Annotated in this window: 25 protein-coding genes; 12 read left to right on the top strand and 13 right to left on the bottom strand. The window is 70.4% G+C overall.

The annotated features are described in order from the left end of the window. Positions 1 to 107: 107 nt before the first annotated feature. Complete coding sequence (locus tag ACQP2O_RS14800) at positions 108 to 1046, bottom strand: sugar phosphate isomerase/epimerase family protein (RefSeq protein WP_433184387.1); 939 nt, start codon at positions 1044 to 1046, stop codon at positions 108 to 110. A 171-nt stretch (positions 1047 to 1217) separates the two neighbouring features. Then, positions 1218 to 2237 (bottom strand): LacI family DNA-binding transcriptional regulator, encoded by a 1020-nt coding sequence (locus tag ACQP2O_RS14795; RefSeq protein WP_433184384.1) that lies wholly within the window; start codon positions 2235 to 2237, stop codon positions 1218 to 1220. Between the two features lie 393 nt (positions 2238 to 2630). Between ACQP2O_RS14795 and ACQP2O_RS14790 the strand changes: the two genes are divergently transcribed. Genes ACQP2O_RS14790 through ACQP2O_RS14780 form a run of 3 tightly spaced genes read left to right on the top strand, consistent with a single transcriptional unit; the run spans position 2631 to position 5585 of the window. Then, a complete protein-coding gene (locus ACQP2O_RS14790; RefSeq protein WP_433184381.1) occupies positions 2631 to 3626 on the top strand; it encodes a sugar ABC transporter substrate-binding protein in 996 nt (331 codons plus the stop codon). A gap of 49 nt (positions 3627 to 3675) precedes the next feature. Then, positions 3676 to 4731 (top strand): ABC transporter permease, encoded by a 1056-nt coding sequence (locus ACQP2O_RS14785; protein WP_433184379.1) that lies wholly within the window; start codon positions 3676 to 3678, stop codon positions 4729 to 4731. Then, positions 4728 to 5585, top strand: a complete 858-nt coding sequence (locus ACQP2O_RS14780; RefSeq protein ID WP_433184377.1) for an ATP-binding cassette domain-containing protein — start codon at positions 4728 to 4730, stop codon at positions 5583 to 5585. The genes ACQP2O_RS14785 and ACQP2O_RS14780 overlap by 4 nt, the downstream gene beginning before the upstream one ends. Before the next feature lie 18 nt (positions 5586 to 5603). Here the strand turns inward: ACQP2O_RS14780 and ACQP2O_RS14775 are convergent, their stop codons facing one another. The 3 genes from ACQP2O_RS14775 to ACQP2O_RS14765 form a co-directional block, all read right to left on the bottom strand. Then, positions 5604 to 7670, bottom strand: a complete 2067-nt coding sequence (locus ACQP2O_RS14775; protein ID WP_433184374.1) for an ATP-binding SpoIIE family protein phosphatase — start codon at positions 7668 to 7670, stop codon at positions 5604 to 5606. Between the two features lie 90 nt (positions 7671 to 7760). Then, positions 7761 to 8369 carry a TetR/AcrR family transcriptional regulator gene (locus tag ACQP2O_RS14770; RefSeq protein ID WP_433184371.1) on the bottom strand — a complete coding sequence of 203 codons (609 nt, stop codon included), beginning with the start codon at positions 8367 to 8369 and terminating at the stop codon, positions 7761 to 7763. 14 nt (positions 8370 to 8383) lie between these two features. Next, positions 8384 to 9943 carry an MFS transporter gene (locus ACQP2O_RS14765; RefSeq protein ID WP_433184368.1) on the bottom strand — a complete coding sequence of 520 codons (1560 nt, stop codon included), beginning with the start codon at positions 9941 to 9943 and terminating at the stop codon, positions 8384 to 8386. A 199-nt stretch (positions 9944 to 10142) separates the two neighbouring features. On the opposite strand from ACQP2O_RS14765, the gene panB reads away from it, so the two are divergent. Then, complete coding sequence (gene panB, locus ACQP2O_RS14760; protein ID WP_433184365.1) at positions 10143 to 10985, top strand: 3-methyl-2-oxobutanoate hydroxymethyltransferase; 843 nt, start codon at positions 10143 to 10145, stop codon at positions 10983 to 10985. 94 nt (positions 10986 to 11079) lie between these two features. On the opposite strand, the gene ACQP2O_RS14755 is transcribed toward panB, so the two are convergent. After that, the gene (locus ACQP2O_RS14755; RefSeq protein ID WP_433191023.1) at positions 11080 to 12309 is read right to left on the bottom strand and encodes a serine hydrolase domain-containing protein; all 1230 of its coding nucleotides are present in this window, start codon (positions 12307 to 12309) and stop codon (positions 11080 to 11082) included. A 145-nt stretch (positions 12310 to 12454) separates the two neighbouring features. Here ACQP2O_RS14755 and ACQP2O_RS14750 point away from each other — a divergent pair, with 145 nt between their 5' ends. Beyond that, positions 12455 to 13354, top strand: a complete 900-nt coding sequence (locus ACQP2O_RS14750; RefSeq protein WP_433184362.1) for a LysR family transcriptional regulator — start codon at positions 12455 to 12457, stop codon at positions 13352 to 13354. 224 nt (positions 13355 to 13578) lie between these two features. Continuing rightward, complete coding sequence (locus tag ACQP2O_RS14745) at positions 13579 to 14070, top strand: hypothetical protein (protein WP_433184359.1); 492 nt, start codon at positions 13579 to 13581, stop codon at positions 14068 to 14070. Here ACQP2O_RS14745 and ACQP2O_RS14740 read toward each other — a convergent pair. From ACQP2O_RS14740 to ppgK, 4 genes are read right to left on the bottom strand one after another with little or no spacing between them, the layout of a single operon-like run. Next, positions 14021 to 14842 (bottom strand): helical backbone metal receptor, encoded by an 822-nt coding sequence (locus ACQP2O_RS14740; RefSeq protein ID WP_433184356.1) that lies wholly within the window; start codon positions 14840 to 14842, stop codon positions 14021 to 14023. The two genes, ACQP2O_RS14745 and ACQP2O_RS14740, sit on opposite strands and share 50 nt — an antisense overlap. Beyond that, positions 14839 to 15801, bottom strand: a complete 963-nt coding sequence (locus tag ACQP2O_RS14735; RefSeq protein WP_433184353.1) for a ketopantoate reductase family protein — start codon at positions 15799 to 15801, stop codon at positions 14839 to 14841. Before ACQP2O_RS14735 ends, ACQP2O_RS14740 begins: the two co-directional genes overlap by 4 nt. Beyond that, a complete protein-coding gene (npdG, locus tag ACQP2O_RS14730; RefSeq protein ID WP_433184349.1) occupies positions 15798 to 16478 on the bottom strand; it encodes an NADPH-dependent F420 reductase in 681 nt (226 codons plus the stop codon). The genes ACQP2O_RS14735 and npdG overlap by 4 nt, the downstream gene beginning before the upstream one ends. A gap of 24 nt (positions 16479 to 16502) precedes the next feature. Beyond that, positions 16503 to 17252 carry a polyphosphate--glucose phosphotransferase gene (ppgK, locus tag ACQP2O_RS14725; RefSeq protein ID WP_433184346.1) on the bottom strand — a complete coding sequence of 250 codons (750 nt, stop codon included), beginning with the start codon at positions 17250 to 17252 and terminating at the stop codon, positions 16503 to 16505. A gap of 78 nt (positions 17253 to 17330) precedes the next feature. Between ppgK and ACQP2O_RS14720 the strand changes: the two genes are divergently transcribed. After that, on the top strand, positions 17331 to 17912 hold the full coding sequence (locus tag ACQP2O_RS14720) for a hypothetical protein (protein WP_433184343.1): 582 nt from the start codon (positions 17331 to 17333) through the stop codon (positions 17910 to 17912). Between the two features lie 56 nt (positions 17913 to 17968). On the opposite strand, the gene ACQP2O_RS14715 is transcribed toward ACQP2O_RS14720, so the two are convergent. Continuing rightward, the gene (locus ACQP2O_RS14715; protein WP_360902678.1) at positions 17969 to 18136 is read right to left on the bottom strand and encodes a hypothetical protein; all 168 of its coding nucleotides are present in this window, start codon (positions 18134 to 18136) and stop codon (positions 17969 to 17971) included. A 57-nt stretch (positions 18137 to 18193) separates the two neighbouring features. Here ACQP2O_RS14715 and map point away from each other — a divergent pair, with 57 nt between their 5' ends. The 5 genes from map to ACQP2O_RS14690 all read left to right on the top strand — a co-directional run bounded on the left by map (position 18194) and on the right by ACQP2O_RS14690 (position 23562). Further along, a complete protein-coding gene (gene map, locus ACQP2O_RS14710) occupies positions 18194 to 19042 on the top strand; it encodes a type I methionyl aminopeptidase (RefSeq protein ID WP_433184340.1) in 849 nt (282 codons plus the stop codon). A 31-nt stretch (positions 19043 to 19073) separates the two neighbouring features. Then, complete coding sequence (locus tag ACQP2O_RS14705) at positions 19074 to 20045, top strand: DNA polymerase ligase N-terminal domain-containing protein (RefSeq protein WP_433184337.1); 972 nt, start codon at positions 19074 to 19076, stop codon at positions 20043 to 20045. A 154-nt stretch (positions 20046 to 20199) separates the two neighbouring features. Continuing rightward, complete coding sequence (locus ACQP2O_RS14700) at positions 20200 to 21453, top strand: cytochrome P450 family protein (protein WP_433184334.1); 1254 nt, start codon at positions 20200 to 20202, stop codon at positions 21451 to 21453. Positions 21454 to 21648: 195 nt separating this feature from the next. Next, on the top strand, positions 21649 to 22386 hold the full coding sequence (locus ACQP2O_RS14695) for a metal-dependent hydrolase (protein ID WP_433184331.1): 738 nt from the start codon (positions 21649 to 21651) through the stop codon (positions 22384 to 22386). Between the two features lie 120 nt (positions 22387 to 22506). Next, positions 22507 to 23562, top strand: coding sequence for a S1C family serine protease (locus tag ACQP2O_RS14690; RefSeq protein ID WP_433184328.1), 1056 nt, complete (start codon positions 22507 to 22509; stop codon positions 23560 to 23562). Between the two features lie 91 nt (positions 23563 to 23653). On the opposite strand, the gene ACQP2O_RS14685 is transcribed toward ACQP2O_RS14690, so the two are convergent. Beyond that, positions 23654 to 24439, bottom strand: a complete 786-nt coding sequence (locus ACQP2O_RS14685; RefSeq protein WP_433184325.1) for an SDR family NAD(P)-dependent oxidoreductase — start codon at positions 24437 to 24439, stop codon at positions 23654 to 23656. Between the two features lie 68 nt (positions 24440 to 24507). Beyond that, a complete protein-coding gene (locus ACQP2O_RS14680; RefSeq protein ID WP_433184322.1) occupies positions 24508 to 25068 on the bottom strand; it encodes a retropepsin-like aspartic protease in 561 nt (186 codons plus the stop codon). Positions 25069 to 25215 lie beyond the last annotated feature (147 nt).

The raw sequence follows: 25215 nt of genomic DNA, 5'->3' as shown, positions 1-25215 counted from the left end.
GTGTCCATGGGTGGGGATGCTCGGAGGGCGCGCTCACGACCCGTACATGTGGGGCTGGGGCCTGTCTCGAAGTCCCGCTGTCCTATTGCGCGACTTCGAGACAGGTCCTAGCGGATCGCGGGGCGGCGGCTTCCGGACAGGCCCTGGCGGCTCAGGTAGTCGCGGGTGCGCACGGCGATGGGAAGCGGGACGTCCGGCGCGCACGGGTAGAGGTCCTGCTCCACGATCACGAAGAGCTCGGCGTCGAGCTTCGACAACTCGGCGATGACGTCGGCGGGGTCGGGAACACCGGCCGGAGGCGAGACGCACACGCCGCGCCGGACGGCCTCGCCGAAGCCGAGGTTCTCCGTACGGACCTGGACGAGCACCTCGGGGTCCATCTGCTTGATGTGCGCGTAACCGACGCGCTCGCCGTACCGGCGGATCAGGTCGACCGTGTCGCCGCCGCCGTAGGCGACGTGGCCGGTGTCCACGCACAGGTTGACGTAGCGGGAGTCGGTGCCGTCCAGGAGGCGTTCGATCTCGGCCTGGGTCTGGATGTGGCTGTCGGCGTGCGGGTGGACGACGAGCCGGACGTTGTACCGGTCCAGGAGGATCTTGCCGAGTTCGTCGGCGGCCGCCGTGAGGGTGCTCCACTGGCCGGGCGTGAGGGTGGGCTCCTCGGTGAACTCGCCGGTCTTCTCGTCGCGGAACATCGGCGGGATGAAGACCAGGTGGTGAGCGCCGGCGGCGGCGGTCAGCTCGGCGACACGGCCGACCTCGGCGAGCGTCGTGTCCCACTCGTGCGGGCGGTGCAGGGCTCCGAAGGTGGTGCCACCCGAGACGCTCAGGCCACGCGAGCCGACCTCCTCGGCCAGCCGCTCCGGGTCGGTCGGCAGATAGCCGTACGGGCCGAGCTCCAGCCACTGGTATCCGGCCTGCGCGAGCTCGTCCAGGAAGCGGGTGAAGTGGACCTGGCGTTCGTCCTCGGGGAACCAGACGCCCCAAGAGTCGGGTGCCGAGCCGAGACACAGGTTGCCCACGACGGGGCCGGAGATCGTCGTCATCGCGTGAGTCCTTTCGAGAGGTGAGCAGGCCCAACCCGCGGCGGGGAAGCCGACCCCTGGCGCCGGCCTGAGATACAGGGCTGGAGCGCTCTACTAGAGCGCTCTAGTCTCTCGCTCACTATGAGCGGGGTCACTCGGCGATGTCAAGAGCCGGAGCGCACGTTGCCTTCGTCAGCGCGCCGCGGTCGTGCCGCGGACGACCAGGTGCGGAGGGATGACGAGGTCCCTGTCGGCGATCTCGTCACCGGACAGCCGCGCGACGGCCCGGTCCACGGCCAGGCTCGCCATGCGACCGGCGTCCTGGCTGACGGTCGTGAGGTTGACGTGGGACAGGCGGGACAGCCGGCTGTCGTCGAAGCCGATGACGGAGACGTCCTCGGGAACCCCGATCCCGGCCCGCAGGAACGAGTCGAGCAGACCGGCGGCGCCGTCGTCGTCGTAGGTGATCACGGCGGTTGGGGACTCCCCGTCCGCCAGGAGCAGCCGCGCGGCGCTGGCCCCGGACTCGGCCGTCTGGCCTCCGGGGACGATGCGGATGCAGTTGCCGAGGCCGTGCCTCCGCATCGCGGTGCGGTAGGCGCGCCGCCGGTCGGTCGCCTTCGGGCTGCGGCCTCCGTCGATGTGCGCGATGTCGCGGTGCCCGAGTTTCACCAGGTGATCCACTGCCTGGCGCATCCCCGCCTCCTCGTCGGTGTGCACCAGGTCGATCGACGAGTCCCGCAGCCGGCGCCCGACGGCGATGACCGGCAGCCGTCGTCCGAGATCCTCCAGCATCGCCGCGGGGGATTCGGGGCCGAGCATGATGAGCGCGTCGCAGCGATAGCCCAGCAGCGTCTCGACGGCGCGCCGCTCGTCGCGGCGTGGGGTCAGCGCGCTGAGGACCACCTCGTAGTCGGAGCTGTCGGCCGAGGCGTAGATCCCCTCGATGAGGTCCGTGTGGAAGGCGTGCTGCACGTTGAACGTCACGCCGAGGAGCCGTGAGCTGTTGCGGGCCAGCAGCCGCGCACGCGTGTCCGGCCGGTAGCCGATCTCCGAGGCCGCCTTGAGCACCCGTTCCCGGGTCTCCTCGCTCGCGCCGGCGACTCCACGGATGACGATCGACACCAGCGCCCGGGACACTCCGGCGCGCGCGGCGACATCCTCCAGCGTGGGCCGCTTGGCGCCTCTGCCTCTTGCGGATTGCCCGGTCACAGCCCTCCCCTTCGTGTCCAACATGTTGCGACAAGTTGCCGCGGACGTGTTGACATGTTCCTGTGACGCTCATCATAGTGATGGCACTAGAGCGCTCTAAGCGCAATATCCAGAAGGACACCCGCGACCAGGGAACACCCTCCCGGTGACGGTCTACCACTTAGAGCGTTCTAGCGACAGTCGCTCCCGTGACCCGGGAGCGCCCACGACGCATCGCGCCGCCCGCCTCCGTAGAGCGGCGGGGCGACAACTCCGATACGCCCCGATTCAGCGAACACCTCATCAGCCGACCACGATCCGTGATCAACGATCGACTCATCGCCACCTGGTGAGCGCCGTCCGCGGACCACCGGCCCACCCCTGAACGACGGAACACGATCAATGGAGACGTCCATGCGGAGAACCAAGCGAGCGGCGGGGACCGCTCTTCTGGCAGCGCTCGCCCTCACCGCCGCCGCATGCAGCAGCACCGGTGGCAAGAAGGCGCAGGCACAGGCGGAGGCGGTCACGGCCGGCAAGGCCGGCACGCCTCGCATGAAGGTCGCGATGGTCACGCATGAGGCCCCGGGCGACACGTTCTGGGACATCGTGCGGAAGGGCGCCCAGGCCGCCGCCGCCAAGGACAACATCCAGCTCGTCTACTCCTCCGACCCGGACGCCGGCAAGCAGTCCACGCTCGTGCAGAACGCCATCGACAGCAAGGTCGACGGCATCGCCGTCACCCTCGCCCACCCCTCCGCGATGACCGGCGTGGTGCAGAAGGCCAAGGCCGCGGGAATCCCGGTCGTCGCCTTCAACTCCGGGCTGGACGACTGGCAGAAGACCGGGGCACTGGAGTACTTCGGCTCCGACGAGCACCTCGCGGGAGAGACGGCCGGCAAGCAGCTCGCCGCGGAAGGCGCCAAGCACGTCCTGTGCGTGCCGCAGGAGCAGGGCCAGGTCGCCCTCGAGGCGCGCTGTGACGGCGTGGCGAAGGGCTTCTCCGGCAAGACGGACAAGGTGTACGTGACCGGCACCAACATGCCGTCGGTACGGACCACCGTCGCCGCCAAGTTGCGGGAGGACAAGACCATCGACCGGGTGATCATGCTGGGCGCCCCGTTCGCCCTCACCGCGGTGCAGTCGGTCAAGGACGCCGGGAGCAGCGCCAAGGTCGCCACCTTCGACATGAACCCCGAACTGGTCCAGGCGGTCCAGAAGGGCGACGTCGAGTGGGCGATCGACCAGCAGCCGTACCTCCAGGGCTACCTCGCGGTCGACTCCCTGTGGCTCTACAAGACCAACGGCAACGTCATCGGCGGCGGGAAGACGACGCCCACCGGGCCGTACGTCGTCAACAAGAGCAACGTCGCCGATGTCCTGAAGTTCGCAAGCCGGGGGACGCGCTAACGACCCTCCAGGGCGCCCGCCCCGGGCGCCCTGGACTCTGGAGGTTTCGATGAGTCAGACACTGGATGCCGGCGTCCGGCCGCCAGTACGGGACGAGCGGTTCACCCGCAAGCCGCTGTCCGCCCGGCTGCTCGGACGGCCGGAGATCGGGTCGCTGGGCGGCGCGATCGTCATCTACGTCTTCTTCTTCGCCGTCGCCGAGCCGTTCCGCGGGCTCGACTCCCTGGCGACGATCCTGTACGCGAGCTCCACGCTCGGCATCCCGGCTGTCGGGGTCGCCCTGCTCATGATCGGCGGCGAGTTCGACCTGTCGGCCGGCGTCGCGGTCACCAGCTCCGCGCTGGTCGCCTCGATGCTCAGCTTCCAGCTCACCGCGAACATCTGGGTCGGCGTCGGCGTCTCGCTGCTGGTGGCGCTGGGGATCGGCGCCCTGAACGGCTACCTGGTCGTCCGGACCGGGATTCCCAGCTTCCTGGTCACCCTCGCGACCTTCCTGATGCTGCAGGGACTGAACCTCGCGGTGACCAAGATCATCACCGGCAATGTCGCCAGCCCGAACATCTCCGACATGAGCGGCTTCACGTCGGCGCAGAAGATCTTCGCCTCCGAGTGGGACTTCGGCAGCCTGTCGATCCGCATCAGCGTCCTGTGGTGGCTGCTGTTCGTCGCCATCGCCACCTGGGTGCTGCTGCGCACCCGGACCGGCAACTGGATCTTCTCGGTGGGCGGCGCCTCCACCAGCGCCCGGGCCGTGGGAGTGCCGGTACGGCGGGTGAAGATCGGCCTGTTCATGGCCGTGGGCTTCACGACCTGGTTCACCGGCATGAACCTGCTGTTCTCCTTCAACACGGTCCAGTCCGGTGAGGGCGTCGGCAACGAGTTCCGGTACATCATCGCCGCCGTCATCGGCGGCTGCCTGCTCACCGGCGGGTACGGCTCCGCGGTCGGCGCGGCGATCGGCGCGTTCGTCTTCGGGATGACCACCCAGGGCATCGTCTACGCCGGATGGAACCCCGACTGGTTCTTCTTCTTCCTCGGCGCGATGCTCCTCTTCGCCACCCTGTTCAATCTCTGGATCCGCCGCCGGACGGAGGCCAGCCGATGACCACCACGGAGACCCCGCTCGTCCGGCTGGCCAAGGCGGGCAAGCACTACGGCAACATCATCGCCCTCGCGGACGTGTCGATGGACGTGGACGCCGGACGGGTGACCTGCGTCCTCGGCGACAACGGCGCGGGCAAGTCCACCCTCATCAAGATCATCGCGGGTGTGCATCCGCTGGACGAGGGCACCTACGAGGTCGAGGGCGAGCCGGTCCGCTTCGGTTCGCCCCGCGACGCCCTGACCCGGGGCATCGCCACCGTGCACCAGGATCTGGCCGTGGTCCCCCTCATGCCGGTCTGGCGCAACTTCTTCCTCGGCTCGGAGGTCCGCAAGGGCGCAGGCCCGCTCAGCCGGCTCGACATCGGCTTCATGCGGCACACCACCAAGACCGAACTGGCCAACATGGGCATCGACCTGCGCGACGTCGACCAGCCCATCGGCACCCTGTCCGGCGGCGAACGTCAGTGCGTCGCCATCGCCCGCGCCGTCTACTTCGGCGCCAAGGTCCTCATCCTCGACGAACCCACCGCCGCACTCGGCGTCAAGCAGGCCGGCGTCGTACTCCGCTACATCGTCCAGGCCAGGGATCGCGGGCTCGGCGTCATCTTCATCAGCCACAACCCGCACCACGCCTACCCGGTCGGCGACCGTTTCCTGCTGCTCAACCGCGGCCGCAGCATCGGCTACCACGCGAAGGGCGAGATCACCCGCGACGAGCTCACCGGCCTGATGGCCGGCGGCGCCGAACTGGACGAACTCAGCCACGAGCTGGAGCGCACCAGCACCGACCCGAAGATCCGCCAGGTCGCCGCCGAACTGGAACAGGAGGTCGCCGCGCCCCCGGAGACGAGCTGAACTTCGCCGCCGCGTTTCCTAGGGGAGGTGGTGGGCCTCGCCGGGCCAGGAGCCTTCCAAGACGTCGCCCTGGCCGGGCAGGTCCAGCTCGCACCAGACGACCTTGCCGTCGCCGCTGGGACGGGCGCCCCAGCGCTTGGCGAGCCGGTGGACGACCTGCAGGCCGCGACCGCCCTCGTCGTCGTCGGCCGCCTGGCGGGCCCGGGGCAGGGCGTCGGAGTCGTCGCGGACCTCGCAGACGAGCGTACGGTCGCGCAGCAACCGCAACTCGATGTCGCCGGAGGCGTACCGCAGCGCGTTGGTCACCAGCTCCGACACGACCAGCTCGGTGCTGAAGGACAGCTCCTCGCACTCCCAGCGTTCGAGCGTCTCGCGCACCCGGGCGCGGGCGTCGCGCACGGCGGACGGCAGCGCGGGCAGTTTCCAGGAGGCGATCTCGTCGTCGGGCAGCCGCCGCAGGCGGGCGATGAGCACGGCGATGTCGTCCCGGTCGTGGTCGGCGTACGCGCTGTCGAGGGTGGCCTTGGCGAGCTCCTCCAGCGGCCGGAACAGCGCGTCCGCGCCGAACAGTCCCTGCAGCCGGGAGAGTCCGTCGTCGATGTCCTGACCGCGGTTCTCCACGAGGCCGTCGGTGTAGAGCACCAGGACGCTGCCGTCCCCGATCGTGAACGTGCGGGTCTCGATCATCCCCTCGCCGACGCCGAGCGGCGGCGCGGGCGGAACGTCGAGGAACTCGCTGGTGCCGTTCGGGCGCAGCAGCAGCGGTGGCAGGTGCCCGGCGGAGGCGATCTCGCAGGTGCCGTCCGTGGCGTCGTACACGGCGTAGATGCAGGTGGCGAAGGCGGGCTCCCGCTCGCCGAGTTCGCGCATCAGCGCGTCGAGCTGCTGCAGGCCGTCCGCCGGGGACAGCTCCAGGTTGACGATGGTCCGCAGGGCGGTGCGCAGCCGCCCCATCGTGACGGCGGCGCGCACGCCGTGCCCGGCGACGTCGCCGACGATGAGGGCGACGCGGCCGCCCGGCAGGGCGATCGACTCGTACCAGTCGCCGCCGACCTCGATCAGCTGGTTGCCCGGGAGGTAGCGGTGGCGTACCGCCACGCTGGACGGGGCCGTCAGGCCGGTGGGCAGCATGCTGCGCTGGAGGGTCAGCGCGGTCGCGCGCTCGCGGCTGTAGTGGCGGGCGTTGTCTATGTAGAGGGCCGCGCGGGCGGCGAACTCCATGCCGATCTCGACGTCGTACGCGTCGAAGGCCCGGTGGGCGGCGCTCCGGGTGCAGACGACGAACCCCAGCGTGGTCCCCCGCGCGATCAGCGGCAGCAGCACCATGGAGCTGTCGGCCAGGAGCTTGGCGACGGGCTTGCGCCGCCACAGCCGGGCGATCCGCTTGGCCGCCTTGGCGTCGAGGTGCGCCTCCAGCACCGGCTCGCCGGTGGCCATGCAGCGGGTGTACGGCGTGTCGGGCGGGTAGGTGAGGACCTCCCCGGTGGGGAAGGCGGCGTTCCACTTCGGGTCCGAGGCGTCGGTGGCGAGCGCCACGCGGCGCAGCACCGTGGTGCCGTCGGCGGCGATCGAGGGGTGCTCGTCGGCGCCGACGATGCTCTCCTGGATGAGGACGCCCGCGGCGTTGCAGAAGTGCGGCACGACGAAGTCGACGAGCTCCCGCGCCATCTGGTCCAGGTCGAGCGTCGCCCCGATCCGGACGAGCGCGTCGTCGAGCATGGCCCGGCGCATCAGCGCCGGATCGGTGAAGCGTTCCAAGTCCATCACGGCGACCCGGATCATCATCAGATCGGTCGGGTCGTCGCCGGCGACGTGCATCGGCTGGACGGTGACCACGGCGTTGCGCGCCTCGCCGTCCCCGGTCCGCACGCCGAGGACGGCGGTCCGCTCGTGGCGGCTCGCGAGGGCGTCGAGAAGCCCGGTCAGGGCCTCTTTGCTCTCCTCGGTGAACAGGCCGGTCACGTCGGTGCCGACGACCTCCTCCGGTGGCCGGTCGAGGACGCCGGAGGAGTTCTGCCCGCACTGGAGGACCTCGCCGGCCCGGCCGATGCCGAGCACGAGGGTCCTTGCCGAGGAATCGGCCATCCTCCGGAGTCCTTCCTGTGGCCCATCAGCCCTCGAGTAAAAGTATGACCAAAAGGGGACTGGAGGGAAGGAAGATCACGCGTCTCATGCTCAGGGCCGCCCGAGACCGGCGATGAGCTCGTCGACGACCCGCTCGGCGAAGTCCTCCGGGACGGGTCCGGCGCCGACCGCCCTCGCCCGATGGGCCATGGCTCCGGTGACGATCCACAGGGCCAGCTCGATGTCGAGGTCGGGGCGCAGCTCTCCGGTGGCGATGCCGCGTCGCAGCACCTTCCGCATGATCTCGCGCCGGGGTTCGATGACCTCGCGGTTGAACCGGTCCATCAGCTCCGGGTAGCGCTCGGCGCTGCTGAGGATGCTCCAGTAGCAGTCCACGCGCTTCTTCTGGGTCTTGTCCGCGATCAGGGCCTGGGCCCAGACGATCAGGTCCTCGCGCACCGACTCGCCGCGCGGCTCGGCGATCGGCTCCTTCAACGCGGCGAGCGCGTCGATGATGAGGGCCTCTTTGTTCGGCCAGCGTCGGTAGATCGTCGTCTTCCCGACTCCCGCCCGCGCGGCGACGGCCTCGATGGACACGCCGGCCACCCCGCCCTCCTCGGCGAGGATGGCCAGGGTGGCGTCGACGATCGCCTTGTCCGCACGCTCGCTGCGCGGCCGGCCCGGCGGCCGCGCGGCGAGCTGATCACTCGTCTGCGTCATCGCGCATCACCGTCTCATACCTCGACGGCTTCACGCTGCTCGACCGGCGGGATCTCGACGTCCCGCTCCGGCTGGCCGGGCATCCACTTCAGGACGACGAGCGCCCCGACGAAGGCGACCGCGGCCGAGATCGCGGACGTGATGTGCATGGCGTGCACGAAGGAGTGGTGCGCCGGCGGGAGGATCGCCCGGCCCGCCGCGCCGAACTTCTCCGCCACGCCCGTGGTCGTGCCGATGTCCGCTCCGGCGACGTCGCGCACGCGCTCGGGCAGCGCGGTCAGGTGCGGCTTCAGACCGCTGCGGTAGATGGAGGAGACCAGGGAGCCCAGGACGGCGACGCCGAGCGCGACCGCGACCTGGCGGGCGATGTTGTTGATGGCCGACCCGGATCCGGCCTGCTCCCTCGGCAGCACCGCCATGACGGCGGTGGTGGCAGGGGGCATCACCAGGGCCATCCCGGAACCCTGCACGAAGAAGGTGATCTCCAGGATCCAGATGGGGCTGTGGACGGCGGTGAAGTGGTAGCTGAGCAGCGCCAGCGCGACCATGGTCAGGCCCGTCGCGGCGACCAGCTTGGCTCCGTACCGCTTGACCAGCCCGGCGCTGCGCGGCGAGAAGATCATCTGGCCGACGGCCAGCGGCAGCGTGAGCAGGCCCGCCTGCAGCGGCGAGTAGCCGCGGACGTCCTGCAGGTACAGCGAGATGAACAGGAACACGCCGCCGAGCGCGAAGAACACGAGGGCGATGGCGCCGACGGACGCCGACAGCCGCCCGTCGCGGAACAGCCGGACGTTCAGCGAGGGGTGCTCGATGCGGGACTCGTACCAGACGAACAGGGCGAGCAGCGCGGCTCCGGCGAGCACGGGGCCGAACACGGTCGGCGCGGTGACGGTCGCCTTGTCGCCGCCCTCGATGATCCCGTACGTCAGGAGGATCAGGCCGGCGATCGACAGCAGCACGCCACCGAAGTCGATCTTGGCGCGCACGGTGTTCTTGGACTCCGGCACGACGATCGCGATGCCGATCACGCCGGCGATGACGATCGGGACGTTGATGAGGAAGACCGAGCCCCACCAGAAGTGGTCGAGCAGCAGGCCGCCGGTGATGGGCCCGACGGCGATCCCGATGCCGACCGCGCCGGCCCAGACGCCGATGGCCCGGCCGCGCTCCTGCGGCTCGAAGACGTTCGTGATGATCGACAGCGTCTGCGGCATGACCGCCGCGCCGCCGAAGCCCATGGCCGCGCGGGCGAGGATGAGCTGGCCGGGGGTCTGGGCGTACGAGGAGAGCAGCGAGGCCAGGCCGAACAGCAGCATGCCGATCATCAGCATGCGCTTGCGGCCGATCCGGTCGCCGAGCACGCCGAACGTGAACAGCAGGCCGGCGAAGACGAGGGTGTAGGAGTTGATCGCCCATTCGAGCTGGCCCTGGGTGGCGCCGAGGCCGTCGCGCGGGTCCGCGATCGTCTTCAGCGCGACGTTGAGGACCGTGTTGTCGAGCACGATCACGAGCAGGCTGACGATCAGGACGCCGAGGATCGTCCAGCGCCTCTTGTGGATGGTCTGCGGATCCATGAGGCCCTTCAGAGATATCGATACGATGCTGTTGCGTTTCTTAACGCTGCCAACCTTAGGTTATTCCCGATCCGATACGCAACCGTAGCGTTTCATATCAGACGTCGGGAAGGTCCGGGCTGTACGCGTCGTTGACCTCGTGGGATCATCGATTCCGTCCGGGGACGCCACCGTGGCGCCTCGAGGCAGGAGGTTTCCGATGTCTGTATCGACCGGTCGGCCGACCACCCTGTACGGCGGCCAGACGGGACGCCGCGTGACCGTCCGCGACATCGCGGCGGCGAAGGAACGCGGCGAGAAGTGGCCCATGCTCACCGCGTACGACGCGCTCACCGCGCGGGTCTTCGACGACGCCGGAATCCCGGTGCTGCTCGTCGGCGACTCCGCCGGGATGGTGGTCTTCGGCCACGAATCCACGATCCCCGTCACCGTGGACGATCTCATCCCCCTCACCGCGGCGGTGGTGCGCGGCACCTCCCGCGCCATGGTCGTCGCCGACCTGCCCTTCGGCGCGTACCAGACCGGCGTGCCCGAGGCCCTGCACAACGGCGCCCGATTCCTCAAGGAGGCCGGCGCGCAGGCGGTCAAGCTCGAAGGCGGCCGGCGGGTGCTCCCCCAGGTCGAGGCGATGGTCGCCGCCGGCATCCCGGTCATGGCGCACCTCGGGCTGACGCCGCAGTCGGTGAACGCCTTCGGCGGCTACCGCGTCCAGGGACGCGGCGAGGACGGCGAACGCCTCATGGCCGACGCCAAGGACCTCGAGGCCGCGGGCGCCTTCGCGGTCGTGCTCGAATGCGTCCCCTCCGAACTGGCCGACCGGGTCACCGCCGCGCTGTCGATCCCGACCATCGGCATCGGCGCGGGCCCGGGCACCGACGCGCAGGTGCTCGTGTGGCAGGACATGGCCGGCCTCACGCCGCACACCGCGAAGTTCGTCAAGAAGTACGCGGACGTGGCCGGTGTCCTGCGCGGCGCCGTCCAGGAGTACGCGGCCGAGGTCGTCTCGGGCGCCTTCCCCGGCCCCGAGCACGCCTACCGCTGACCTTCCCGACGTTTCACCGTCGGCCCCCGGTCCGCCGGGGGCCGACGGCGTCCGCCCACCCTCTCGTCGCGTCCACCGGGACGCTGGCTTGGTGTCAGTCGTCGAGTGACTGGTAGAGCGTGGTCCAGAAGTCGTGGATGACCCGCGCGGAATCCGGGGTGGACATTCCGACCTGGGTGAGCAGGATTCCGGTGAGCCGGTTGTGCGGGTCGGCGTAGGTCGAGGTGCCGCTTCCGCCGTCCCAGCCGAACTGGCCGATGGGCGCGTAGTCGCCGCGGTAGGTGCGCACCGCCATCCCGAAGCCCCAGCCGCCGTGCTGCCCCTGGCCGAACGAGATATGGACGTTGTCGCGTGCCATGGCGGTTCGGGGGGCGTTCTGCTCGGGCGTGAGGCGGTTGGTGGTCATCAGCTCCACGGCCGGCCGGGACAGGATCCGTTCACTGCCGTGCACGCCGTGGTTCAGCAGCATCTGGAAGTAGGCGTGGTAGTCGTCGACGGTGGAGACCAGGCCACCGCCGCCGTCCTGGAACGCCGGAGGCTTGCTGTGGCGTCCTCCTTCGGCCTCGTCCCACACGAGGAACTCCCCGGTCTGCGGGTCGGGAGTGTAGAGGGGAGGCAGCCGGTCGATCTTGTCGGCGGGCACGTGGAAACCGGTGTCCTTCATCCCCAGCGGATCGAAGATCCGCTCACGCAGGAACGTCTCGAACGACTGCCCTGTCACCCTGGCCACCAGTACGCCGAGCAGATCGCTGCTGATCTGGTACTGCCACTGCTCTCCGGGCTGGTGCATCAGCGGCAGTTCGCCGAGTCGGCGCATCCACTCGTCCGGCTCGGGCATCGGCTCCGGCAGATTAGGCGTGAGCCCCTGCTCGAAGACCGCACCCATGATCGGAGTGCCCAGCGCCGTCATGTCCATGCCGAGCCCGAACGTGGAGGTCAGCACGTCCCGCACGGTGATCGGCCGCCGCGCCGGCACCGTGTCCTCCAACGGACCGTCGATCCGCCTCAGCACCTGACGATCGGCGAGCTCGGGCAGCCACGACTCCACCGGGTCGTCCAGCCGCAGCCTGCACTCATCCAGCAGGACCATCGCCGCCGCCATCGTGACCGGCTTGGACGTCGAGGCCATCCGGAAGATCGTGTCCCGACTCATCGACGCGCCACCGTCATGACGCATCGTCCCGAGCGCTTCCACATGCGTCTCACCGCCCCGGCCGACCAGCGCAACAAGCCCGGGAATTCGTTTGGACTCGACATGCCGCGCCAGCACGTCACGCACTCTGCGCAGCCCTGCTTCAGAAAAACCGCTGTTGCCATTTCCCATCATGAATCCCCTCGTATACGGCCCCGCCAGGGTGGCGGGCCGCCGCTGTGACCGTCACCAACCCTGATCCAGGCGCCGGCGTGGATCAACGTAAACTTCGCGCACGTACTGTTAACCGGAGGGTTAAGACGGAAGGGGAGCATCGGTGGAACTGCGGGACATCGAGATCTTCCTGACCCTGGCCGAGGAACTGCACTTCGGCCGGACCGCCACCCGGCTCCTCGTCTCCACGGCCCGCATCAGCCAGGCGATCAGCCAGCAGGAACGCCGCCTGGGCGGCCTGCTGTTCGACCGCTCCAACCGCCGCCGGATCCACCTCACCCCACTCGGCCGCCAGCTCCGCGACGACCTGCAGCCGGTCTACGCGGGCCTGCGCGACAGCCTGGAACGCGCCCGTCTGACCGCCCAAGGCGTCACCGCCACGCTGAGCGTCGGCATGCTGCCGTTCAACATCGCCGACCTGCACCTCTACTGGAAGACCTTCCGCTCACGGCACCCGCAGTGGGAGCTGCAGATCCGCCGCGCCCCCTTCGTCGACCCGTTCGCCGCACTCCGCGACGGCGGGCTGGACGCTCTGATCGTGTGGCTGCCCGTGGAAGAACCCGACCTCACCGTGGGCCCGGTCCTGTTCACCGACTCCCGGCTGCTCGCCGTCTCCATCGAGGACGAGTTGGCCACACGATCGTCGATATCCCTGGAAACACTCGCCGACCGCCCGCACGCCACGGCCCCCCGGATGCCGGACTACTGGGAGGACCGCTACCTGCCGTTCCAGACCCCGCGGGGCCGCCCCATCGAACGCAGCCAGAGCATCACCAACGGCGACGACCTGATCAACCTCGTTGGTACGGGCGAGATCGTCCACAGCTTCCCCGCCCACGTCACCAGGTACTGGGCCATGCCGCACATCCGATGGCTGCCCATCCCCGACATGCCACCCCTGCCCTACGCCATGGTGTGGCGGGCCGAAGCCGAGAACGATCCCATCCGCGCGCTCGCCCAGATCGTGCGGGATGTCGGGCCGCTGCACCTTCACGGCACCTGAGCGGAAAGCCCGATGGTGGCCGGCCTCGCACGCCAATGGTGACACAAGCCCCTGACCTGGAGGCTTTTTACGCGTTTGTCACACTTCGCCGTTAAATAACCACATATTCGTCTGCCGGTTCCATAGCCGTCAGGGACGACTGTCCGGATGGTGGGGCAAACCCCCCGCTATCGGAAGGCATCGCCATGCCGCGAGTCCTGACAGTCGCCTTGACCACCGTTTCGATGACCGTGGCCCTGGTCGTTCCCGTCTCGGCCGTCGCCACCCCGGCGTACGCCGCCACCTGCTCGCAGAGCTACCTGCCGCTGCCCGACCCGTCCTGCCAGCCGGGCGCGACCAACCCGGACGTCACGCAGTCCACCATCAACTCGACGATCTGCGTGTCCGGCTGGACGAGCACGGTACGGCCGCCGACGTCGTACACGAACCCGCTGAAGGTCAAGCAGATCGCCGAGTACGGCTACAGCGACACGAGCACCGCCGACTACGAGGAGGACCACCTCATCCCCCTGGAACTGGGCGGCGCGCCCAAGGACCCGAAGAACCTGTGGCCCGAGCCGCGCTACGACGCCGGCGGATCGACCGCGGGTGACAAGGACACGGTGGAGAACGCGCTCAAGAAGAAGGTCTGCGCCGGCTCGATGACGCTCGCCAGCGCACGGCACATCATGGCGACGGACTGGAGGCAGGGCCAGAGCCTTCTAGCGACGCGCTGAGGACGCGCCGCGCCTCGGTGAGCGAGGGCCCGTACCACTCCAGGTGACGGCCGCTCACCAGCGCCACCGGGAGGCCGGGGAACGTCTCCGGCCCATCGGTGGCGGAGAAGGCGTACGGCTCGTCCGGCAGGACGACGAGGTCCGGCCGCCGGTGCAGCATCTCCTCGACCGACACCTTCGGGTACCGCTCGGCGGCCCGCGCGTAGACGTTGCCGACGCCCAGTCGGGCGAGGAGATCCCCGGCGAAGGTGTCGCGGCCGAGCACCATCCAGGGGCGTCGCCAGACGGGCACGACCGCGACCGCGCCGGACGGCGGGAGGTCGCGCAGGACGTCGGCCCAGGCGGTATGGGCGCCCGCCAGCCAGGCGGGCGTGCCCTGCCCGCACGCGGCCAGCATCCGCTCGAGGCTGGTCAGCGCCTCCGGGAGGGTGCGGATCACGGTGACCCACACGGCGACGCCGGCCGTCCGCAGGGCGTCGAGGTCGGCCTCGCGGTTCTCCTCGAAGTTGGCCAGCACCAGGTCCGGGGCGAGTTCGACGACCTTCCGCAGGTCGGGGTTCTTGGTCCCGCCGACGCGTACGACGTCGAGGCCGGGCGGCTCGACGCACCAGTCGGTGGCGCCCACCAGCAGGTCCGGCGCCGTGCACGCGACCGCCTCCGTGAGGGACGGCACGAGCGAGACGACCCGGCGGACCCCGCGCGGAGCCCGGAACAGCACTCCCAGGTCGTCGACCATCGGAGGTGCCGGGCCACCGCGCGGCGATCCGGTCATCGGGGGGCGGCCTCGTCGAGCGCGGCCAGGAACTCCTCGGGGGTCATCAGGCCGGGCTGCCGGCCCTCGCGGGCCATCCGGTTCGCCAGCCGCCGGAGCAGCTCGTTGACCGGGGTGGGCACGCCGTGCTCGCGGCCGAGCAGGATGATCTCGCCGTTCAGGTAGTCGGCCTCGATCGTGCCGGTCCCCCGCTGCAGGCTCTGGTAGGAGGAGCCGCCGGAGCGCTTGCGCCCGCGGACCGGGCGGATCTGGCTCGCGATGCCCACCCCGCTCGGCGCGTCGATGCCCGCGGCGCGCAGGCACGCCGTGCCCTCTTCCCGGGCGAGCCGGGCGATGTCCGCGCCCTGCTCACCGGGGCCGATGACGACCTCGACGGCGTTGCCGAGGTTCGTCAGGAGCTTGCCGTACTTGTAGCGCATGACGTCCGGCCGGGCCTCGGACGCGAACGTCGCACCCGCGAAGGCCGCCGCGAGGGACTCCGCGGTGTCGTCCACGCCCTCGGGGTAGCGGCCGACGTCGAGGCCGCCCGTCTGGGGCGCCAGGTACGCCTCGACGACGCCGGGTTCGAGGAACGCCGACGGCAGTAGGACGCAGACGCCGTACACGTGGGGGAACAGCCGCAGGGCGAGGCGCTCGTTCTCCACGCCGTTCTGGGCGGGCGCGACGACGATGTCCGGTGGCGCGACGGCCGCCAGCTCGGCCAGCGCCGGCAGGGTGTCCTGCGTCTTCATCGTGAGCAGGACGACGTCGCCGGGCCGGAACGTCACCGCCGAGGGCCGGTCGACGACCGGGACCGGCACCGTGACGCTCTCCTCCGGGGTGTCGAGGCGCAGGCCGCGGTCACGGACGGCCTCGTAGTGCGCGCCGCGGGCGATGAGCGTGACGTCGTGGCCCTGCTGGAACAGGCGTGCCCCGATCACGCCGCCGACCGCGCCCGCGCCGTAGACGACGAACCTCATACGTCCGTCACCCGCAGGCCGGCGTGGGCCTTGTAACGGCGGTTGATGGAGATCAGGTTCGCGGTCAGCGCCTCGATCTGGTGGGCGTTGCGGAGCCTGCCGCCGTAGACGCCGCGCATGCCCTTGACGCGGTCCGCGAGGGCCTGGACCGTGTTCGTGGCCTCCCGGTCGTCGCCGAGCACCAGCACGTCGAGGTCGACCTGGTCGATCTCCGGGTCGAGGAGGACGACGGCCGAGACGTGGTGGAAGGCCGCCACGACGGTGCTGTCGGGCAGGATGGCGGCGGCCTGCTGCGCGGCGCTGCCCTCCTCGACCGGCAGCGCGTAGGCGCCCTGCTTGTCGAAGCCGAGCGGGTTGACGCAGTCGATCACGATCTTGCCGGCCAGCTCCGCGCGCAGCGACTCGAGGGTCGCCTTGTGGCCGTCCCACGGAACCGCCACGATCACGACGTCGGCCTCGCGGGCGACGGCGGCGTTCTCCGCGCCTCGAGCGGTCGCCCCCTCCCCCAGACTGTCGGCGGCCTGCTGGGCGCGTTCGGCGTTGCGGGAACCGATGATCACTTCATGACCGGCGAGGGCGAACCGGCGTGCCAGCCCCTTGCCCTGGTCGCCGGTGCCGCCGAGGATGCCGATGGACAGGCCACTGACATCCGGTGCGTCTGCGTGCTGAGTGCTCATAGTGGACGATCCTGCCAGGGCACCTCAGACCGGCTCCTTCCCGGGTACCGCGGCCATGGCGGCGCCGATGATGCCGGCGTCGTTGTGCAGCTCGGCGGCCACGACCGGGGTCCGCACCTCTTCCAGGTACGGCAGGAAGCGGTCGGCCTTCTTGCTGACCCCGCCGCCTAGGACGATCAGCGACGGCCACAGCAGGTCCTCGACGCGGTGCATGTACTCGCCGAGCCGCTTCGCCCACTGCTGCCAGTCCCACTCGTGGACGTCGCGGGCGTGCGCGGAGGCCCGCCGCTCGGCGTCCTTGCCGCGGATCTCGATGTGCCCGAGCTCCGTGTTGGGCACGAGCCGCCCGTCGACGAACAGCGCGGTGCCCACACCGGTGCCGAGCGTCAGCATGAGCACCGTGCCGGCCCGGCCGCGCCCCACGCCGAAGGTCATCTCCGCCACGCCGGCCGCGTCGGCGTCGTTGAGCAGCGTCACGGGCACCCCGGCGGTCTCCGCGAACAGGTCGCCCGCGGCCAGGTCGATCCACGCCTCGCCGAGGTTGACCGCCGTACGGACGACGCCGCCGGTGACCACGCCCGGGAAGGTGACGCCCACCGGGCCCGTCCAGCCGAAGTGCGCGACGATCTCGGCGACGATCCGTGCCACCTCGCGGGGCGGCGCCCCCTCCGGGGTGGCCAGGCGCAGCCGCTCCTGCGCGAACTCGCCCTTCTCCACGTCGACCGGCGCGCCCTTGATCCCGGACCCGCCGATGTCGACACCGAGTATCTCCATAGGGCTATACCTACCTGACATCGCCGGGCCCTAACAAAGCGCACGTGATCTCACGCTCCGTACGGCACCATGGGGGCCATGGACGCGAGTCAGGTGGCGGCTCTGCGGGAGCTGCTCGCGACGACCGGCTGGCCGGAGCGCACCCGGGAGTTCGCCTGGGCGCTGCGTTCGTCCACCCGGGAGCCCGGCGGCCTGCTGGTGTTCGGCCCGCCCGACGACGAGCCGTGGCACCTCGCCGCCCACCTCGACGACGAGAGCCGGCTCGGCGGCGTCCCGGAGCTGTCGCCCACGCTGGTGCGCTGGGAGCCGCCGCCCGGCGCCCCGCCGCACCTGCGGGTCGGCCTGGAGCGCCTGGAGGCGGCCCGGCGCGGGGAGACGCTGGTCGTCGTCTCCGAGGAGGAGTCGGCGGCGCCGCTGCTCGAGCGGGTGGACGACGCGCGGCGCATCGGCGCGACGATCTTCGCGCTGGACACCGGCGACCGGGAGCTGCAAGGCCTCGCGCACGAGGCGCTGACCGTGCCGGCCGACGACCGGCTCGTGTCGTTCGACGCCGCCCAGCACCTCGTGAGCGCGGCCGCCGGGGAGCCGCTCCCCAAACGGGGCCTGCGCGACCGCCTGGCCCGTCTCCTGGAGACGATCAGCGGCCCCACCGTGTCCTGAAGGCTGTTCCACGAGCCCGACATTCGGATGGCGGGCCCGTGAGACAACCCCTGGTCTCAGCTCTTGCGGCGCCACTCCTCATTGCGCTCCGCGGCGCGCTCGAACGCGTGCGCCGCCTCTTCCTCGGTGGCGTAGGGGCCCATGCGGTCACGGTTCGGGCAGCCGGGCCCGTGCTCGACCCTGCGGTGCTTGAGGCAGAAGAACCACTTGCCTTCGTCACTCATCGCGCTCTCCGATCATGGTGTCATCGTGCCCCGGCGGGCTGACTACACTCCAACAGCATGACGACGCAACTCCGCCCCGGTCACGTCTCCCCGATGCGCAAAGTGCCGGCGGACATCCCGCGGCCGGAGTACGTCGGCAAGAAGGTGCCCCGCACCGGGGAGTCGGACGTCAAGACGCCCGAGATCATCGAGCGGATGCGGGTCGCCGGCCGGATCGCCGCGCAGGCGCTCGAGGAGGTCGGCAAGAACATCCGGCCGGGCGTCACGACCGACGAGCTCGACCGGATCGGGCACGAGTTCATGCTCGACCACGGCGCGTACCCCTCGACGCTGGGTTACCGGGGCTTCCCCAAGTCGCTGTGCACCTCGCTGAACGAGGTGATCTGCCACGGCATCCCGGATGACACGGTCGTCCGGGAGGGCGACATCATCAACATCGACATCACCGCGTTCAAGGACGGCGTGCACGGGGACACCGACGCGACCTTCCTGGTCGGCGAGGTGGACGAGGAGTCACGGCTGCTCGTCGAGCGCACGCGCGAGGCGATGACGCGCGCCATCAAGGCCGTCCGCCCGGGCCGGCAGCTCAACGTCATCGGCCGGGTCATCGAGTCGTACGCCAAGCGGTTCGGCTACGGCGTCGTCCGCGACTTCACCGGACACGGCATCGGCACGACGTTCCACTCCGGGCTGATCGTGCCGCACTACGACGACCCGCACGCGACCACGATCATCGAGGCGGGGATGACGTTCACGATCGAGCCGATGCTGACGCTCGGCACGATCGACTACGAGATCTGGCCGGACCACTGGACGGTCGTGACGAAGGACCGCAAGCGCACCGCGCAGTTCGAGCACACGCTCCTCGTCACCGACGCGGGCACGGAGATCCTCACCCTCCCGTGAGATAAAGCGCGTCGCGGGTACGTACCGCGCCGTGGCCGACAGACTCGGGACGTACCGCAGCAAGCGTGACGCGCGCCGTACGCCGGAGCCGGTTCCGGGAGAGGGGCCGCTCCCCCGCGGGAACGACGACACGTTCGTGATCCAGGAGCACCACGCGCGGCGGCTGCACTGGGACTTCCGGCTCGAGCGCGACGGTGTGCTGGTGTCCTGGGCGCTGCCGAAGGGCGTACCGGACGATCCGCGGACCAACCATCTGGCCGTGCACACCGAGGATCATCCGCTGGAGTACGCGTCGTTCGCCGGGGAGATCCCGCAGGGCGAGTACGGCGGCGGTCAGGTCACCATCTGGGACCGCGGGACGTACGAGACCGAGAAGTGGACCGACCGCGAGGTCAAGGTCGTCCTGCACGGAAACCGGGTGTCCGGCCGATACGTCCTGTTTCGGACGAACGGCAAGAACTGGATGATCCACCGGATGGACCCGCCGGTCGACCCGGACGCCGACCCGATGCCGGAGAGGGTCGACCCCGTACGGCCCGAGGTGCGCGAACGCCTTCCCCGCCGCGCGGAGGCGTACGGCTTCGAGTTCGCGTGGGGCGGGCGCCGGTTGATCGTGTTCTCCGACCGCGGCACGACGCGCGCTCAGGACGCCGACGGCGACGCCGCCAAGGCCCCGTCCGGGCTCGGGGAGTCGCTCGCCGCCCACCGGGTCGTCCTGGACGGCGAGGTGGCCGTCGTCGAGGACCACGAGACCTACATGATCTTCGACGTGCTCCACCTGGACGGCCGCTCGCTGCTCGACGAACCGTACCAACGGCGTCGGGAGCTCCTCGAAGGCCTGCGTCTCGCCGGGCCCCGGTGGCAGACCGCGCCCTGCTTCGACGACGGCGAGGCGGTGCGGGCGGCCGCCCGGCAGCAGCGTCTGCCCGGGGTCGTCGCCAAGCGTCTCGACGCGCCCTACCGCCCGGGGAAGGCCGACTGGCGTCTCATACCGGCGGAATGAGGGACGACACCCCCGATCCGTCGTCGTGACCCGATCCTGTCAAACGTTCTGTCCGAATCAGGACGAATCAGCATTAAAACGGAAATCTCCCTAGCCGGAATGTCAGTGGCTAATTACGCTACGGTCGTCATTCCCATGCACCTGGAGGCAATACGTGGGCGGTTCCCGCTTCCCCTTCCCCACACCGGGAGAGCCGATCCTTCACACCTATGCCCGGCTCCGTGATGCCGGGCCCGTCGTTCCCATCGAGCTTCCAGACGGCGTCCACGCGTGGGCGGTCAACAGCTACGACGCGCTCGCGGACGTGTTCGCCCGAGACAACAAGGTGTTCTCCGCGGACCCGCGGCACTGGACCGCCCTGCACGACGGCAGGGTGCCCGAGACCTGGCCGCTGCGTCCCCTCGTCTCCGGCGACCACCTTCAGGTCAAGGACGGCGTGGACCACCGGCGGCTGCGGACCCTGATCGCCCGGGCCTTCACGGCCGCCCGGGTGGAGGCGATGGGGCCCCGGATCGCCGAGATGACGGCCGAGCTCATCGACGGCATCGCCGCGGCCGGAGACGGCGTCGACCTCGTGCCCGCCCTCACCGAGACGTTGCCGATGTCGGTCATCTGCGACCTGTACGGCGTCCCGCACGACGAACGGGCCCAGCTGCGCGGCTGGACGACCACGCTGCTGTCGCACACCGCCACCGGCGAGGAGGCCGCCGCCGCCAATGCGGCGCTGAACTCCTACCTGGCGTCGCTGGTCGATCTCAAACGCCGCGAACCGGGGGACGACCTGACGACCGGGCTCGTCCGGGCGCACGACGACGAGGACCGTCTCTCCGACGACGAACTCGTCAGCGCCCTGTGGGTCATGCTCATCGCCGGCCACGAGACGACCGTTCACCTGCTCGGCAACGCCATCATCACCCTGTGCGCCCACCGGGATCAGCTCGCCCTGGCGATCGAACAGGACCTGTGGCCCAAGGTGGTCGAGGAGACCCTGCGCTATGGCGGCCCCGTGCTCGGCTCGCCGTTCCGGTACACCATGACCGACACGATCCTGGCGGGCGTGCCCGTCCCCGCCGGTGAGGCCCTCTGGCTGAGCCTGGCGCTCCACGGGACGGAACACGGACGGTACGGCGACACGGCCGACCGGTTCGACATCACGCGCGAGCAGAACGGTCACCTGGCGTTCGGGTTCGGCCCGCACTTCTGCGTCGGCGCGCCGCTGGCCCGGCTGGAGAGCCGCATCGCCCTGAAGGCGCTGTTCGAGCGCTTCCCGGAGCTCAGCCTGGCCACCGACTCCGACGCCATTCAGTACAACCCGTCCGCCATCACGCACGGGCCGTTGTCCCTGCCGGTGAACCTCGGCCCGGCGCGGGAGCGCGCCACGGAGGAACGCCTGCCGGAGCCCGCCTGACCTTCCGATGAGCGCGCTCTCCGGGACGCGTTCACGTCCCCCCGGACCCGGTCCTGACCGGGTCCGGGCCATGGCGCGTCCACACTCCGGACTGATTCGGGTCGATCGTGGAACCGCTCCGGCGCGTCGCGCGTCCGTACTCCCCGAAGCGGGCTACAGTCCGCGCGTGTCAACAAAGCGGGTGATCTTCACATGATGGGCCATACGCACGCGCTGGCCGGGGCTGCGGCCTGGTTCGGGACCGCGCCGTTCCTCGCGGACTACGGCATGCGGATGACTCCCGGCCAGATCGCGGCCGGAGCCGTCGTCTGCGCCGGGGCGGCGCTGCTTCCCGACCTCGACCACCACGACGGAACGATCGCCAACACGTTCGGCCCGGTCACCCGCGTCCTGTGCAAGGGCATCAGCGTGGTGTCCGGCGGGCACCGGCACGCGACGCACTCGCTGCTGTTCTGCGCGCTCATGGCGATCGGCGCCGACTTCCTGTCGGAGAGCGTCGTCCAGGCGTGGTGGGTGATGATGTTCCTGCTCATCGGCCTGGGGTTGCAGGGGATCGGGATCGGGGTGCCCAAGAAGGAGCACTTCGACGCGCTGCTCAACGCCGCGATCGCCGGCGGGCTGACCTTCCTCATGGCGAACATGAAGTTCACCGGGCCCGGTCTGGGCACGCACGGCTACACGCTGGGGTGGGCCGGATTCGCGGTGGGACTCGGCTGCCTCATGCACGTCATCACCGACTCCATCACGCCGCAGGGCTGCCCCGTGTTCTGGCCCATCCCCTGGCGGCTCGCGATCCCGATCGTGCCCCGCACCAACGGGAAGGTCGAGCTGTGGGTGGTCACGCCCCTGCTCACGCTCAGCATCGTGATCCTCGGCATCCGGTCGTCGGCCGGTTCCTTCGCCGCGCACTGGCTCACGCACAACGGCGGCTGACACTCTCGCTCACATACGCCGTCGGCGGGCACCCCTGGTACCCGCCGACGGCGTTTCCGTTGACGCGCTCCCTACCGCTTCACCCGGTGACCTGCTGGGAAGAGCAAAGATGTGGGACACATGACACGGTGCGGCGCGGCCGTGATCACCGGACTGGTGCTGGTCGCCGGGTGCGGTGACGGCGACGCCAACAAGACGAACGCGGCCGCGACCTCTCCGGCCCCCGGCGCTCCACCGCCGGTCCAGGGGTACGCCGGCCAACTGGAACAGGCGTACGAGCAGGTCGTCAAGGCGGTGCTGCCCTCGGTGGTCCAGATCGACACCGACTCGGGCCTCGGGTCCGGCGTCATCTACGACAACAGGGGCGACATCGTCACGAACGCCCATGTCGTCGCCGGGGCCAACCGGCTGACGGTGACCACCGCGACCGGCAAGAAGGCGCTGCCCGCGACGCTCATCGGCCAATACGCCCCGAACGACCTGGCGGTCGTGCGGGTGAGCAACGGGACGCTGAAACCCGCGCGCTTCGGCGACTCCAGCCGCCTGACGGTGGGCCAGATCGTCCTCGCCATGGGGAATCCGCTCGGCCTGTCGGGCAGCGTGACCAACGGCATCGTCTCCGCCGTCGGGCGCACGGTGTCCTCGCCGCGCGAGGGCGCCTTCCCCGGCGCGACGATCGCCGGAGCGGTGCAGACGAGCGCGCCGATCAACCCGGGCAACAGCGGCGGCGCGCTGGTGACCCTGAACAACGAGGTGATCGGCATCCCCGCCCTCGCGGCCTCCGACCCGCAGATCGGCGGCGCGGCCGCGGGCATCGGCTTCGCGATCCCCAGCAACACGGTCAAACTGATCGCCGATCAGCTCATCAAGTCGGGCCGCGTGACCAACTCGGGCCGGGCCGCGCTCGGCGTCACCATCCGGAACGTCGCCGACCTGGCGGGCAACGTCATCGGCGTCGGGGTGGCGTCGGTGACGAAGGGCGGCCCCGCCGACCGGGCCGGGATCCGCCCCAACGACATCATCGTCTCGGTCAACGGCGCCAAGACGCCGACGACCGCCGAGCTGTCGGACGTCCTGGCCGTGCTGAAGCCCGGCGACAAGGCGCAGGTCGTGGTCCAGCACCCGGACGGCAGCAAGACCACGACCACGGTCACCCTGGGCCAGCTGCCGGGCTAAGGGGTGCCCTGGCTAAGGGGTGCCCTGGCTTAAGGCGTGTCCGGCTAAGGGGTGTCCGGCTGCGCGGTCCCTGGAGGCGTACGGGAGGTCCTCAGGCGAACCCGGTCAGCGCGCGGTCGGTGACCTCGCTCAGCCGGGCGCGGACCTTCGGGTCGTACGCGTCGCGGTGCGCCCGGGAGCGCCTCATGCCGTCGAAGAACCCGCCCGTTCCGGCATCCTCGGTGACGAGCCGCAGCACGGCGTCGCCGCCCTCCTCGACCGTCGACCATGGGGTGACGCCGGCTTCGCGGACCATGGCGGTGTCCATGTAGGTCGCCGGGTGGATGCAGTTGACCGTGACAGCGTCCAGCCGATCGGCCAGGTCGAAGGTCCAGGCGGCGAGCGCCAGCTTGCTGCGGCAGTACGCGAGGGTGCCGCTGTAGCGGCGGCCCATCGTCAGGTCGTCGAAGTCGATCGTGTCCTGGCCGAGCGATCCCTCGTTGACGATCCGGGCGCCCGGTCCCAGCGCGGGCAGCAGCAGGCGCGTGAGCAGTACGGGCGCCAGGTAGTTGACGGCCCAGTGCAGCTCGTGCCCGTCGGCGGTGAGCCGGCGGTCCGTGCCACTGCCGACGCCCGCGTTGTTGATCAGCACGTCCAGCCCTGCGCCGTCGGCGCTCTCCGCCGCGAGGTCGGCACGGACACGGTCGGCGAGGTCGCGCACCTCGGCGAGCGACGCGAGGTCGGCGACGTACGGCCGGCCGCCGGTCTCCGCCGCGACCGCGTCGAGTTTCGTCCGATCACGGCCGTGTAGCAGAACGGTCATGCCCCGCTTGGCCAGGTGCCCCGCGAGGTACCGTCCCACGCCGGCCGTGGATCCGGTGATCAGTACTGTGGTCATGGTCCGATCCTCGTACGCGGTGCGGTGCCGGTACCAGGGCACGCCGGTCCTGGTATGACGGCCACCACTCACGGCCGGAAGTCGATGCGGTCGTGCTGGAAGTCGAGGGTGACGCTGCTGAAACGGCGGAGTTCGTCCGAGCCGAGCAGCCCGGACACCCCCATGCCGAGGTCGACGACGGCGAGCGAGCGGGCCCGGAGCGGGAGGCCGCCGATCGTCCACTGCCGTACCTTGACGATCGGCACGGTACCGCTGCCGGTGACGCCCTGGACCCGGTGCTGCTGCCCCGTACGCGGCAGCCCGAGCCGGCGGACGAGGCTGCGGTCCACGGAGGAGTTCGACGACCCGGTGTCCAGGACGAACTCGTACGGGCCTCGGCCGTTCACCCGCACCGGAACGAAGACCAGCGTGCCGTCGCCGCTGTTGACGACCCGCATGGGGAGCGAGAAGGCGCTGCCGGTCTCCACCGGCGAAGGCGCCGCCCCCAGCGGCGAGGGCAGCGACGATATGGGGACCGAACCGGCGGGGCGCGACGCGTGGGCCGCGGGCCGGGCCTGTGTCTCGGCGCAGCCGACGGCGACGGGCAGCGCGGCCGCCAGCAGCAGCCTGATGATCATCGTGCGGGACACAGGGACGGACGTTCCCGTCGATGGGCGGGCTAACCCGGGTCACGAAAGAAGCTGGCCGGATCTTGGCGGCCGGAAATGGACCGCGAACGTCAGGCGTCGCAGCCGGGCATGGGCCGTGGAGATCAGGCCTCGCGGCCGGGACGGGAC

The organism is Actinoallomurus sp. CA-150999 (assembly GCF_050942425.1).
Taxonomy (GTDB): Bacteria; Actinomycetota; Actinomycetes; order Streptosporangiales; family Streptosporangiaceae; genus Actinoallomurus.
Note: the sequence above shows the minus strand (reverse complement) of the source record. Positions and strands in the feature narration are given on the sequence as shown.

What these genes read in the sequence shown, in the direction of transcription:
- npdG (WP_433184349.1), bottom strand. Translation starts at nt 16,478, where the DNA reads ATGAGCACTCAGCACGCAGACGCACCGGATGTCAGTGGCCTGTCCATC.
- ACQP2O_RS14800 (WP_433184387.1), bottom strand. Translation starts at nt 1,046, where the DNA reads ATGACGACGATCTCCGGCCCCGTCGTGGGCAACCTGTGTCTCGGCTCG.
- ACQP2O_RS14715 (WP_360902678.1), bottom strand. Translation starts at nt 18,136, where the DNA reads ATGAGTGACGAAGGCAAGTGGTTCTTCTGCCTCAAGCACCGCAGGGTC.
- ACQP2O_RS14690 (WP_433184328.1), top strand. Translation starts at nt 22,507, where the DNA reads ATGACACGGTGCGGCGCGGCCGTGATCACCGGACTGGTGCTGGTCGCC.
- ppgK (WP_433184346.1), bottom strand. Translation starts at nt 17,252, where the DNA reads ATGGAGATACTCGGTGTCGACATCGGCGGGTCCGGGATCAAGGGCGCG.
- ACQP2O_RS14780 (WP_433184377.1), top strand. Translation starts at nt 4,728, where the DNA reads ATGACCACCACGGAGACCCCGCTCGTCCGGCTGGCCAAGGCGGGCAAG.
- ACQP2O_RS14685 (WP_433184325.1), bottom strand. Translation starts at nt 24,439, where the DNA reads ATGACCACAGTACTGATCACCGGATCCACGGCCGGCGTGGGACGGTAC.
- ACQP2O_RS14790 (WP_433184381.1), top strand. Translation starts at nt 2,631, where the DNA reads ATGCGGAGAACCAAGCGAGCGGCGGGGACCGCTCTTCTGGCAGCGCTC.
- ACQP2O_RS14740 (WP_433184356.1), bottom strand. Translation starts at nt 14,842, where the DNA reads ATGACCGGATCGCCGCGCGGTGGCCCGGCACCTCCGATGGTCGACGAC.
- ACQP2O_RS14755 (WP_433191023.1), bottom strand. Translation starts at nt 12,309, where the DNA reads ATGGGAAATGGCAACAGCGGTTTTTCTGAAGCAGGGCTGCGCAGAGTG.
- ACQP2O_RS14720 (WP_433184343.1), top strand. Translation starts at nt 17,331, where the DNA reads ATGGACGCGAGTCAGGTGGCGGCTCTGCGGGAGCTGCTCGCGACGACC.
- ACQP2O_RS14745 (WP_433184359.1), top strand. Translation starts at nt 13,579, where the DNA reads ATGACCGTGGCCCTGGTCGTTCCCGTCTCGGCCGTCGCCACCCCGGCG.
- map (WP_433184340.1), top strand. Translation starts at nt 18,194, where the DNA reads ATGACGACGCAACTCCGCCCCGGTCACGTCTCCCCGATGCGCAAAGTG.
- ACQP2O_RS14775 (WP_433184374.1), bottom strand. Translation starts at nt 7,670, where the DNA reads ATGGCCGATTCCTCGGCAAGGACCCTCGTGCTCGGCATCGGCCGGGCC.
- ACQP2O_RS14765 (WP_433184368.1), bottom strand. Translation starts at nt 9,943, where the DNA reads ATGGATCCGCAGACCATCCACAAGAGGCGCTGGACGATCCTCGGCGTC.
- ACQP2O_RS14770 (WP_433184371.1), bottom strand. Translation starts at nt 8,369, where the DNA reads ATGACGCAGACGAGTGATCAGCTCGCCGCGCGGCCGCCGGGCCGGCCG.
- ACQP2O_RS14735 (WP_433184353.1), bottom strand. Translation starts at nt 15,801, where the DNA reads ATGAGGTTCGTCGTCTACGGCGCGGGCGCGGTCGGCGGCGTGATCGGG.
- panB (WP_433184365.1), top strand. Translation starts at nt 10,143, where the DNA reads ATGTCTGTATCGACCGGTCGGCCGACCACCCTGTACGGCGGCCAGACG.
- ACQP2O_RS14785 (WP_433184379.1), top strand. Translation starts at nt 3,676, where the DNA reads ATGAGTCAGACACTGGATGCCGGCGTCCGGCCGCCAGTACGGGACGAG.
- ACQP2O_RS14695 (WP_433184331.1), top strand. Translation starts at nt 21,649, where the DNA reads ATGGGCCATACGCACGCGCTGGCCGGGGCTGCGGCCTGGTTCGGGACC.